Genomic DNA, 11,530 nt, shown 5'->3' with positions numbered 1-11,530 from the left:
CGCGTTGCTGCTTGTCTCCGCGCTGTGGCCTTGCTTTGCACAAACGCAAGTGGAAGTCACCCAGTTCGAGGTGGAGCGCTACGCCGAAGAAGTCGTACTCAACGCACAAGTGCAATTCGAGCTCTCCTCTTCCGTGGAGGATGCTCTGCTGCGGGGCATCCCCGTGTATTTTCGGGCGGAAGCCGAAGTGCTTAGAGAGCGCTGGTACTGGTATGACAAGTCGCTCTCCGCAGTCTCCAGGCACTACAAGCTCGCTTATCAGCCCCTGACCAGGCGGTGGCGTGTGAGCATCAGTGCCGGCCCCTCCAGTGCAGCTGGTCAGGGTTTGACACTGAGTCAGTCCTATGACACCTTGGCTGCTGCGATGTTGTCCGTGAAGAAAATCAGCCGCTGGCGAGTAGCCGGGCCCGGTGAGTTGGAACCGACCGGGCGCTATCGCTTAGATTTCCGGTTCAACTTGGATGTAAGCCAATTGCCACGCCCCTTTCAAATCGGGCTATTGGGGCAAACGGACTGGGACATCAACATCCTCCGCTCCCAGCCCCTGTTGCCGGAGTTCAGCAAGTGAGCGACATGGCCCACGCTGAAAGGGCTGATCCGACGAAAGTCCAGCACACATCGCGCCCGATGCGTCGCGCAATTGCGATTGGTTCCACGGTCATGGTGCTGATTGGCCTCACTTTGCTGTATCTCCTGACGCAGGCCACTAACAACCGTGAACTCTACGAAAGTAGCTATCAAACGCTCTTCATGGTGAATGTGGTGGTTGCGAGCCTCTTGGTGGGTGCAATTACATGGGTGAGTTACAGGCTTGTCACCCGACTGCGGCAGGGGCGATTCGGGAGCAAGCTGCTCTTAAAATTGGCCACGATTTTCGCTTTGGTGGGGGTCGCTCCGGGGCTGTTGATCTATGTCGTCTCTTACCAATTTGTATCGCGTTCGATCGAAACCTGGTTTGACGTCAAAGTCGAAGGTGCACTCGAAGCGGGTTTGAATTTGGGGAGGGTCACGTTAGATACGCTGACTGTCGACCTCGCCGGGAAGTCCAAAGCGGCGGCCGGTCTACTGGCCGAAAGTCCGGAGGGTGCTTCTGGTCTGATCGCGGAAAAGTTACTGGACCAACTGGGTGCAACCGACATCACGATCTGGAGTGGCTCAGGTGCTTTGATCGTGAGCACCGGTCAATCTAAGTTCCAACTGAGCCCGGATAAACCAACCAATAGCCAGTTTCGAAGTGCGAGACAGCAGAGATCATTGGCATGGGTAGAGGGCTTGGATGATGTGGCGATGGATGGTTTGACGACCGCCCGGATAAAAGCCTTGGTGCCAATATCAAACCCGAACCTCGGCTTGGCATCCGAAGCGCGCTACATGCTGGTTACAAAAGCGCTCCCCACAAGCCTCGTCAGCAATGCTTTGGCTGTTGATCGTGCAAACCGTGAGTATCAAGAACGTGCGTTGGGTCGGGAAGGGTTGAAGCGCATGTACATCGGAACACTCACTTTGAGCTTGTTCTTGGCGGTGTTTGCTGCAATTTTGCTGGCAGTTGTGCTGGGAAACCAGATTGCACGCCCCCTCCTGTTGTTGACAGAAGGCGTGAATCAGGTGGCGGCAGGCGACTTGACACCCAAGCTGGCTTTGCAGGGGCGCGACGAGCTCGGCGGGCTCACGCGCGCGTTTGCGTCCATGACGCAACAGCTCTCAGATGCGCGGCAGGCTGTCGAAGTCAGTATGTCGCAGGTCAATTCGGCCCGGGCCCATCTGCAAACGATCCTCGATAACCTCACGTCAGGCGTGATTGTGTTGGACCCAACCGGCGCCATCGTGAGCTCCAACCCCGGAGCCTCGCGGATCCTGAAGAAAGACTTGGAGCAGTTTGAAGGGGAGCGGCTATCCGAAATCCAAGGTCTGGAACTGTTTGGCGCTGGGGCGAAAAAGCAGTTCGACATTTTGGTTGAAGGCAATCAGGACCAAGCCATAGACCATTGGCAGCAGCCGTTTGAGTTGTCGGGTTCGGTATCCACCGTCAACAGCCCCTTCGAAGGACCCGTAACCCTTGTAGCGCGGGGTGCGGAGCTTCCTTCGCATCATCAGCTATTGGTCTTTGATGACATTACGGAAATCGTGTCGGCCCAGCGCGCGCAAGCATGGGGCGAGGTCGCCCGTCGTTTGGCACATGAAATCAAAAACCCCTTAACGCCGATTCAACTCTCCGCCGAGCGTCTAGAAAAAAAACTGAGCGGCAAGCTAGAGGCGGTTGAGCATGCAATTCTGATCAAGTCCGTCAAAACCATCGTGGATCAGGTCGACTCGATGAAGCGTCTGGTCAACGAGTTTCGTGACTACGCCCGCCTGCCTGCGGCTGAACTCAAGCCCCTAATGCTCAACAGCCTCGTGAAAAACGTGCTCCATCTGTATGACTTGGAAAACACCAAAGTACCTGTAGTCCTGGAGTTGGACCCCGAATGTCCTCCCGTTTTGGGCGATGCGGAGCAGTTGCGACAGGTCATTCACAACCTGCTGCAAAACGCCCAGGACGCCTGCCTGTCTGCAACCACTCCGCATGACATCGTGCGCACCGTGACCATTCGCACCCAGTGGCAGTCCGCCAACCGCAGGGTCCGGTTGTCTATCCGCGACCAAGGCGACGGATTCTCCGAGAACATTTTGAAAAGGGCGTTTGAGCCCTATGTCACCACCAAAACCCGAGGAACTGGCCTGGGACTTGCTGTGGTGAAGAAGATTTCTGACGAGCATGGCTCACGGATTGACATAGGCAACATACAAAAAGACGGCGTCATCTTGGGTGCGCAAGTGTCGTTATCATTGGCTATTGCACCCGACGCAGCGACCTGAACGCTAAACGGGTTTCACAAGGGGCAGCGCAAGCAATATGGCGAATATTTTGGTGGTGGATGACGAGCACGGCATCCGTGAGCTTCTTTCCGAAATCCTTAATGATGAAGGACATACGGTAGAGCTCGCCGAAAACGCAGCGCAAGCCCGCGCAGCCCGCCTGCGGGAGCGCCCGGACCTTGTCTTGCTGGATATCTGGATGCCTGACACCGACGGCGTCACCCTGTTGAAGGAGTGGGCTTCCACTGGTGCCCTCACCATGCCGGTGATCATGATGAGCGGGCACGCGACCATCGACACTGCGGTCGAAGCTACCAAAATAGGAGCACTCGCGTTCCTCGAGAAGCCCGTCACACTTCAAAAGCTCTTGAAAGCGGTCGAGCAAGGGCTCACGCGTGGTGCGGTGCGCAAGGCGGCGCCAACACCCATCGAATACAGCGCATTGCCAGAACCCATCGCTGTCGATTCCCTCTCGGTGGTGAGTCTTGTTGAAACGGGTCCACAAGCGCATCAAGATTTCGAATTGGACAAGCCATTGCGGGAAGCTCGCGATGAGTTTGAAAAGGCTTACTTTGAATACCATTTGGTCAAAGAAAATGGCTCAATGACGCGGGTCGCCGAGCGGACCGGGCTGGAAAGAACCCACCTTTACCGCAAGCTGAAACAACTCGGAGTTGATCTTTCTCGCGGCAAACGAAATAACGTCTAAATTTAATGCTAGAATTCAAGGCTTAGGCCCGGTAGCTCAGTCGGTAGAGCAGAGGATTGAAAATCCTTGTGTCGGTGGTTCGATTCCGCCCCAGGCCACCAATCCAAGACGCCCAACTGTTCTCAGTTGGGCGTTTTCATTTGGGCCATCCCCAGAGCACGCGGGGTGCGGCGCAATTCTACGTGTGCCAACCCCCTCCAGTACTTGGGGCGGTATTGACCCCCAAATCTCATATTCCGCCTTCTCTTCTCACTAAACTTCTGCAAACCCTCACGCTGTGGCACACGCAGAACGCCTTTCACGGCAACAACTTACGCGTGTGTCGGATACGAAGGTTTTGCTATCGACTTGCTGAGGCAAACCATGAGGTTTGTGTGTTGTCGCACACAACGCTTTGAGAAATCGCCCCCGAAAGTAGTCACCCAGCGGAGCACGGCATCGAGTAAAGCCCCGGTCTTTGCACCGTGACCACCAACTCTCGGTACGCCATCAACGGACGATCGGCTCCCGGTTTTCCTTTGTCACGTGACTTCACCTTGAACACATCGATGGGCTTGTCGCTGTCCAAACCTGCACGCTCCATGATTCGTTCGGCACGCATGGGCTCACCCTTGAACGACCAAAGCGACTGGAACACGGATGCCTGCGCCTCGGTGAGGTTGATGTGGCCGTACTCTGGCAGCAGCACCGTGCGGAAGTCGTCCGCGAAGGGGCCGTAAACCGGTTTAGCGGGCTCACGTGGCGTTTCTTCCGGGCGGTTGCCCTGTGGGGCGATAAAGGAGATGCCGTCGCCGTAAAAGGCGAACCGCTCCTGAAGTGGCAGCCACTCGATGTCGGCAGCGAACGGGTGGGCAGTCTGGTCGATGGGTTTGGGTGTGATGACCCGCAGGCTTGCACCCTTGACTCGGAAACCATCCAAGATCCCAGGTGTGCGCACAAGGGTAGAAAGGCTGCGGGCCAGAATGACCGGCCCCTGCCTGGCATCTCCCAGCCGCCAAATGCCCGGGCCAACCTGATCGATGCCGTCGCGGCTGTTGATCTCCAAGGCCAAGCGCAACTTCTTGCGCAGCCAATCCTCGTTGAGCACGACCGCTGCCAGATCCTGTGGCTCGATTTGGATTGGGCCGCATTCAGGGCATTGGCAAAGCCTGCCGCCTTTGCCATCACCGACGACTTGCCCACGGTGCAGGTTGCAATGTGGGCAAAGTACGTATTGCTGATTGACGGGCGCAGGCTTTATGGCAGAGCCGAGCAAGGTGCATGCAGCCACCTCGTGAGGGGACAACGCCCAGCGATGGACGTGCGTTCCCTCAGCGAACAAGCGACACACCAACGACCAAGCATGATGTGAGTTCACGCTCACTCCTGGTACGCGGGTTCGGACTGGAAGGCGTCTTCACCGGGCGGCTGCTCGTTGGCGTTCAGCGTTTGGTCGGCACCCAGAATGCCGAGGGCAACCAGGTAGCCTTCGAGCTGCGCCTGCATCTTGGCGTCGAACTTGTGAAGGTTCAGTCGGCCTTTGCGGGTGATCTCGATGGTGATGACCTTCGATCGCATCTTGCCGGGTTCGGGTGGGTAGTACAGGTTGATGTGCGCCGAGTTGATCTGCCAGTTGCGCTTGAGCGGGTTCTCGTTGGGGAAGGACTCTGCGATCAGTTCGGTCACACATTGCTGGTCGCTTGATGCGGTGGCCGTGCATTCAACCTTCAGGTCGCCGTGGGGGCTGAGCAGTGAAAGGGTCTTGATCTGCACCGCCATGAACCCATCGGTGGTCAGCGCCTGGGGCACATCAAAACCCAGCCGCAACGCAGACAGGTCCAGTGTGGGCGGCTTGATGCGGTGGGCATCGACCTTCGTGCCCAGCAGATGCTCTGCGAATGCCTCTAGCAGCATGTTGTGGTACTTGACCCCGCCCTTGACCAGGGTGCGCGCCACACCGGTCTTGGCCGAATACTCCAGCACCATGTGAATGTTGGGATTGCCGACGCGACGGGTCAGGTTCGAGCCTTCGAACTCCAGACGCAGCATAGCTAGGTCTTTGACATGGACCGTCAGCAGATAGACATCGGGGGAGCGCTCCAGCACATAGGCCACGCTGCCGTCGCCGCATTGCAGCTCCCGCTGATAGAACGCCGAGATGGATTGGCGCATGCCGAGCATTGCGGCTTCGGATGTGTTGGGCTTGCGTTTGACGCCCAGATCGTTCTGTTGTGCCTGGGTGCCATGGCGCTCGAAGAAGTCCACATCACCGGCCAGATCAAACAGCTCGGGGTGGTTCACGTACAGCCAGAACGAGCGATGGATGTCACTTTGGCTGGCGACCAACCCCATCAATGCGGCACCGTCCTTTTGGGCCACCTGAAACATTGCCTGTTTGCCCGCTGCATCCCCCAGTCCAACGCTTGCCATGAGTTTGGCAATGAGTGCATCACGGGCAATTTCGTCAGGCCAAGACCGGATGGCCTCGATCACGGTCTGGGTGACCTCTTGGCCATCCGACCAGGACAGATCGTCCGGTAAGGGCAGCCCGTTGGCAGCCAGGAAGTTTTGCAAGGTGGCGTCTACGGGCAGCTCGAGCAGCACATCGACAAAGGTTTTTTTCATTTTTCTGGTCCTTATGAAATGTCGGTGTTCTGCGTACAGGGGATGCTGGCGCGGGCCGACGGGTTGTTTACAAATACCCCGTCAAAGTAAAGTGGCGAGATACAGCGTAATTGTGTCCCGCTTATTTCCGCTTGTCAAACAACGTAGAACATGGTGGTGGATGGTGTATCTTGGTGCTATACTATTAGGCTGTTTTGATTCAGACAGGAGCTGTGCCATGGCATCGACCTTAGGAGCGCGGTTGCGACGTCTGCGGGAGGCCAAGAAGCTGACATTGCAGCAAGTGGCCGACGCAGTTGGCTGCACCAAGGCATACATCTGGGAACTGGAAATGAAAGAGGGGCAGCGCCCTTCCGCCGAGCGGGTTCATCTGCTGGCCAAGGTTCTGGGGGTCACGATGGAAGACCTCATGAACGAGACCAACGAACAGGTCCCCGAGGCCACGGTTGAAGATGTGGCTTTCTTCCGCCAGTACGCCACCATGTCGGAGGATGAGAAAAATCGCGTTCAAGACATGATGAAGCTGATGTTCCCCGGCTCTGCACAAGAGGAACCCAAGCGTTGAGTGGCAGCTTAGACCTGACCCCAAGCAAAGCGGCGAACATGATCCTGCGTTGGATGCGTGTCGCCGATGAGGAGAAGGCTGCGTACATTGATCTCGACAGGGTTCGGGAGGGGCTGCCAACTACGCCCTACGGTGAAGGGGTCAAAATCATCAAGCCCCCTATGGCCTCAACCGTGAGCAGTGTTGAAGGGATGCTGGTTTGCAATCCCAATGATCCTGCCGAGTGGGGAATCTTCTACAACCCAGAGGCCAGCCCTGAGCGCCAGCGATTCACCATTGCTCATGAGCTGGGGCACTTTGTTCTGCACAGGGCAAAGCGACGCACCTTCAATTGCGACAAAGCCGCAGTTCATTTCAGTCAAGACACAGCAGCCAACATTGAACGCGAGGCGGATGAATTCGCCAGCAATCTGTTGATGCCTGGCGATGTCCTGCGTGATCGCATCACCAGTCAGGACGTTGACCTTCACTTGCTCAGTGGCTTGGCCAAAACATTCGGCGTGTCGTTCGAGGCCTTATGCATCCGCTTCATCAAGTTCACGGAGAAGCGTGCGATCTTGCTGCACTGGGACAACGGCTTTCTCAAGTACGAATGGCGCAGCCGCAGTGCTGTGTTGAGCAACACCCGCATTCGAAGGCTGAGTGATCCCGCTGAACCTCTGCGCGATACCGTAGCAGCAGATGAGTCCATTCCTCAGGAGTGGAATGGGATCGATATGTCCGCTGCTGTGTGGTGCGTCGGTGAGCAGCCATACATGAAGCTGCAGGAGTTCAAGCACAGCTATGGCGGACGCGACCGCGTGCTGACGTTGTTGATCCTTGAAGATGCCGAACCACGCCGATGGGATAACTCCTGGCAGAATCAGGAGAGCTTCGACAGCTTCGATCAGTTTGTCAGCGATAGAAAATCCTGACATCAGGAATCTGGACTGACCATGTTCAAGGCCATTAAGACGTTCATCCAAAATGCCAGAGTCAACTTTGACTACCCGCGATATGAGCGTGAGCTGCGAAAGCACCACTTGGCGCAGGCAGAGTTGCGCTTTGATTCAAGCGAACTCAACAGGGAAGCATCTCAGATAAGGAGCCAGGCAACTATCGCCGGTGAACAGAAATTTTCTGGGGATATCAACCCTCTACGGCGTCAGGTATCTGCTATTGAGACTGAGCTTCAAAAAAATCAACAACTGCTGCTGGTTTTTGAAAGAGACTACAAGACTGAGCTTGATGATTTGTACGCAAGGAAAAACCATCTCTTAGAGCAAAAAAATGCCCTGATCGAAGAATCAAAAAGCATAAAGGCCGATCGCACAGAAGCGCATGATGACCTCAAAGATGCCTACGAAGATCTTGAAGACGCAAAAGGAGATGTTGGCCGCTGGTATTCCAAATCTGAACGCAATCCACTTCTGTTTGGAAATGGCGGAAAGAAGTTGCCACGGCACTCAATGTTTGGCCAAAGTCACGGAGACCTGTCAGCAGCAAAAAGTCGTCGTGGCCAAGCTGTAGGTGATATTGGCAGTGGCAAAAGAAGACTCGCTTCGATCAAAGCTAAGCAAGCTGAGAACAGGCAGGACATAGAGAAAAATTTCGCCGACGTTGGAGAGGTCAAAGAACTCATCACGAAAGTGAAGGCTGATCGACAACGGATGTATGACCTTAAAGCCGAAGGCTTTGATCCAACGGTGCTGCGTAATGCAATTCAATCAAGTCAATCTTCTCTGGCCGAGTTAAAACGGCGATTGCAGGTCCTAGAGGATAGGCAGCGCGCATCGGTTGTAGAAACGCAGGCTCGAATGGGGTTGGGTGAGAAGGAGACAGCAATTTTGGCGTTGCAGAAAAGTAAGGCCAAATTCATAGATGATTTTGATTCCGAAACAAGTCAAGCGACCAGACGCGATGAGCACCGTAAGCAATGGGTGGCAGGTCACAGGTGACCCAAACCTCTACGACATAGGATGATCCACCACATAACACGTTACGCCAAGTGACCTTGGCCCATAGCATGAGAAGCGTTTTTTACAGGAACGCTGACCATGCACAACAACGAACAAACCTCTAATCTCAGGGCTGGCGCAGGCCCTCGACACCCGCAACAAGAAGTCGTCGATCTAATCGCAGTGGCCCTGCTGCGACTGCGCGAAGCTGAGTCATCTGCGCAGAAACCTTCACCTATTCGCGACAGTAGGAAGGTTTCACTTGGCTTCGCTGGCCAGAAGAGCGTGAATGCAAACACCGATCACTAAGAAGGAGTTTGCACATGACGACACACGCAGAACAATCAAAAACAGTATCCATCGCGGCGCAAGTTGCGCAGCTTCCGCATTTGCCCATGCAGAACATCTGGGCCATGTGGGACGCGCATTTTGATGAACGCCCACAGCACCACCATCGCACCTGGCTGGAGTCCCGACTGGCCTACAAGATTCAGGAAAAGGCCTTCGGCTCTCTCAAGCCGACGACGCGTAGGAAGTTGGAGGAAATCGGCGAAACAGGGGTGCTTCCCAAGCGCTTGCAAGGTGATGCTGATCGCCTGCTGCCGGGCACCATGCTCAGCCGGTTCTTTGACGACCAAGAGCACAAGGTGGTTGTGCGCGGCGTGCGCGACTTCGAATATCGTGGCCAACGGTTCAAGAGCTTGTCGGCGATCGCACGACTGATCGCTGGTTGCCCGTGGTCTGGCCCTGCCTTTTTTGGGTTGAAGTCGACCAAGAAGGAGGCCGCATGAGAACCTCTCGCACAGCAGTGGCAAGCACGCCCTCGTTCATTGTCACGCGCAGTATGAAAATGACACGCAAACGCGGTGAGGAATTGATACACCTCGACTAACGTGCCAAGCCATCCGAACCATGGATGGGACTGGCAATGATTACGAACGAGGAGTACATGGAACTCAAGGTTTTAAGGAAGCACAGGCTGAGCTTGCGCGAGATATCGGCGCAAACTGGAATGGCAGTCAACACGGTGCGTAAGTATTTGGAGGGCGGTCCGCCGGCCATGAAGAAACTGCCGGAACGTAAAAGCAAGCTCGATCCATTCAAGGACTACTTGGCTGGACGTATTCAGGCGGCCAAGCCTGATTGGATTCCCGCAACGGTGCTGCAGCGTGAGATTGCCGCACAGGGGTATACGGGCTCCGTGCGCATCCTGCAGGAGTACCTCAAGGAGTTGCGTCCACAGGCGCGCCCGGATCCGGTTGTGCGGTTCGAGACCCAGCCCGGTGAGCAAATGCAGATGGACTGGATCGAGTTCCGCAAGTCTGGGCATAAAGACGGCATGTTGGCGGCGTTTGTGGCAACGCTTGGCCACAGCCGGGCGACCTTCGCGGAGTTTGTCACAGACATGAAGCTGGAGACACTACTGGCGTGCCATGTCAGGGCGTTCGAGAGCTTTGGTGGAGTCACCCGTGAAGTGCTGTACGACAACATGAAGACCGTCATCCTCAAGCGTGACGCCTACGGCAAGAACCTGCACCAGTTCCAGGGTGCCTTTGCTGACTTTGCGCACCACCATGGCTTTGTGCCGCGGGTGTGCAAGCCCTATCGGGCCAAGACCAAGGGCAAAGTCGAACGCATGAATGGCTACATCCGGCGCAGCTTCTGGGTGCCATTGGTGGCGAGTATGAAGCAGCAATGCTTGGTGGTGGACGCGGACACAGCCAATCGGGAAATGCGCACCTGGCTGCGTGACGTTGCCAATGTGCGGATCCACGGAACCACTGGGTGTGTGCCGGCACTGGCTTTGCAACAGGAGCGCACACATCTGCTGGCCATCCCCAGCGCCTACAGTGGGCGAACAGTGCGTCAATTGCAAAAAGTCACCGGTAGCGGCGCAGCAGTCCGGCCAATTCCAGCCGCGGCATGGCGAGGCCTGCAGCATCCTCTGGCGATGTATGACACGCTGGTGCACAACCAAGCCTCAGCAGGAGGACGACCATGAGCCTGCAAATGGAAAGACTGCGTGAACTGTGTGATCAGCTGCGCCTGCTCAACTTACCCGATCAGCTTGCCCACTTGGGGCAAATGGCGGCCAAGAAAGAGCTGGGGTACCTGGAGTTCCTGGAGCAAGCCTTGCGTGGCGAGGCTCTAGCCAGAGTGGAGAGAACACGCGCCATGCTCACGCGCATAGCGGGCTTCCCCGCCATCAAGACGCTTGATGAGTTTGACTTCCAGTTTGCCAGCGGCGTGCCCAAACCCCTGGTACAGGAGCTTGGCAGTCTGGCCTTCGTGGAGCGCAGCGAGAACGTGGTCTTGCTGGGCGCCAGTGGGGTGGGCAAAACCCACTTGGCCATCGCCTTGGGCTACAGGGCAACCCAGGCTGGAATCAAGACGCGTTTCATCACGGCGGCAGATCTGCTGATGACACTGAGCACGGCACTACGGCAGAACACCCTGGAAGAGGCTATCAAACGCATCGTGCGTCCCTACCGGCTGTTGATCATTGACGAGGTCGGGTACCTTCCCATGAATCGGGAACAGGCGAATCTTCTGTTCCAAGTCATTGCCAAACGCTATGAAGTGGGAAGTCTCATCCTGACCTCCAATCTGCCGTTTGGGCAATGGGACCAGACGTTTGCAGACGATGCCACGCTGACAGCGGCGCTACTTGACCGACTGCTCCACCACGCCCATGTGGTCCCGATTTCAGGAGACTCCTATCGCCTGAAAGATAAGCGGCGTGCCGGTGTGATTGCCGCCAGCAGCAATACCCTACTCAAACGAAAACGCAGTCACCTTGATACACAGGAGGAACAGGCAGCCTAAGGGCGCCAAGCAGTCAGTGGCGAGCCACTGACT

The 11,530-nt window shown here is 56.2% G+C and carries 12 protein-coding genes and 1 tRNA gene; 11 read left to right on the top strand and 2 right to left on the bottom strand.

Annotated features, from left to right (window positions below; genetic code table 11):
• Positions 1 to 4: 4 nt before the first annotated feature.
• The 4 genes from RAE21_RS14150 (at position 5) to RAE21_RS14135 (ending at position 3,666) form a co-directional block, all read left to right on the top strand.
• Positions 5 to 568 carry a DUF4390 domain-containing protein gene (locus RAE21_RS14150; protein WP_313881920.1) on the top strand — a complete coding sequence of 188 codons (564 nt, stop codon included), beginning with the start codon at positions 5 to 7 and terminating at the stop codon, positions 566 to 568.
• A gap of 5 nt (positions 569 to 573) precedes the next feature.
• Complete coding sequence (locus RAE21_RS14145) at positions 574 to 2,856, top strand: sensor histidine kinase (RefSeq protein WP_313881919.1); 2,283 nt, start codon at positions 574 to 576, stop codon at positions 2,854 to 2,856.
• A 37-nt stretch (positions 2,857 to 2,893) separates the two neighbouring features.
• Positions 2,894 to 3,565, top strand: coding sequence for a response regulator (locus RAE21_RS14140; RefSeq protein WP_313881918.1), 672 nt, complete (start codon positions 2,894 to 2,896; stop codon positions 3,563 to 3,565).
• A gap of 25 nt (positions 3,566 to 3,590) precedes the next feature.
• Positions 3,591 to 3,666, top strand: a tRNA-Phe gene (locus RAE21_RS14135).
• Positions 3,667 to 3,983: 317 nt separating this feature from the next.
• Here RAE21_RS14135 and RAE21_RS14130 read toward each other — a convergent pair.
• Together RAE21_RS14130 and RAE21_RS14125 are read right to left on the bottom strand one after the other, a co-directional pair.
• On the bottom strand, positions 3,984 to 4,652 hold the full coding sequence (locus tag RAE21_RS14130; RefSeq protein WP_313881917.1) for a hypothetical protein: 669 nt from the start codon (positions 4,650 to 4,652) through the stop codon (positions 3,984 to 3,986).
• A gap of 272 nt (positions 4,653 to 4,924) precedes the next feature.
• Entirely contained in the window at positions 4,925 to 6,169 is a 1,245-nt protein-coding gene (locus RAE21_RS14125; protein ID WP_108418354.1) for a hypothetical protein, read from the bottom strand.
• Between the two features lie 217 nt (positions 6,170 to 6,386).
• Here RAE21_RS14125 and RAE21_RS14120 point away from each other — a divergent pair, with 217 nt between their 5' ends.
• From RAE21_RS14120 to istB, 7 genes are all read left to right on the top strand, one after another.
• Entirely contained in the window at positions 6,387 to 6,734 is a 348-nt protein-coding gene (locus tag RAE21_RS14120; protein ID WP_108418353.1) for a helix-turn-helix domain-containing protein, read from the top strand.
• Positions 6,735 to 6,772: 38 nt separating this feature from the next.
• Positions 6,773 to 7,648, top strand: coding sequence for an ImmA/IrrE family metallo-endopeptidase (locus tag RAE21_RS14115; RefSeq protein ID WP_233250160.1), 876 nt, complete (start codon positions 6,773 to 6,775; stop codon positions 7,646 to 7,648).
• A gap of 21 nt (positions 7,649 to 7,669) precedes the next feature.
• Entirely contained in the window at positions 7,670 to 8,671 is a 1,002-nt protein-coding gene (locus RAE21_RS14110) for a hypothetical protein (protein ID WP_313881915.1), read from the top strand.
• A gap of 99 nt (positions 8,672 to 8,770) precedes the next feature.
• Positions 8,771 to 8,980, top strand: a complete 210-nt coding sequence (locus RAE21_RS14105) for a hypothetical protein (protein ID WP_313881914.1) — start codon at positions 8,771 to 8,773, stop codon at positions 8,978 to 8,980.
• 14 nt (positions 8,981 to 8,994) lie between these two features.
• Complete coding sequence (locus tag RAE21_RS14100; protein WP_108418350.1) at positions 8,995 to 9,462, top strand: DUF2924 domain-containing protein; 468 nt, start codon at positions 8,995 to 8,997, stop codon at positions 9,460 to 9,462.
• A 137-nt stretch (positions 9,463 to 9,599) separates the two neighbouring features.
• On the top strand, positions 9,600 to 10,673 hold the full coding sequence (gene istA / locus RAE21_RS14095; protein WP_428984048.1) for an IS21 family transposase: 1,074 nt from the start codon (positions 9,600 to 9,602) through the stop codon (positions 10,671 to 10,673).
• The gene (gene istB / locus RAE21_RS14090; protein WP_313879687.1) at positions 10,670 to 11,497 is read left to right on the top strand and encodes an IS21-like element helper ATPase IstB; all 828 of its coding nucleotides are present in this window, start codon (positions 10,670 to 10,672) and stop codon (positions 11,495 to 11,497) included. The genes istA and istB overlap by 4 nt, the downstream gene beginning before the upstream one ends.
• Positions 11,498 to 11,530: the final 33 nt, after the last annotated feature.

The organism is Rhodoferax potami, assembly GCF_032193765.1.
Lineage (GTDB): Bacteria > Pseudomonadota > Gammaproteobacteria > Burkholderiales > Burkholderiaceae_C > Allorhodoferax > Allorhodoferax potami.
The sequence above is the reverse complement of the archived record's forward strand: the minus strand, read 5'-3'. Positions and strand labels throughout refer to the sequence as shown.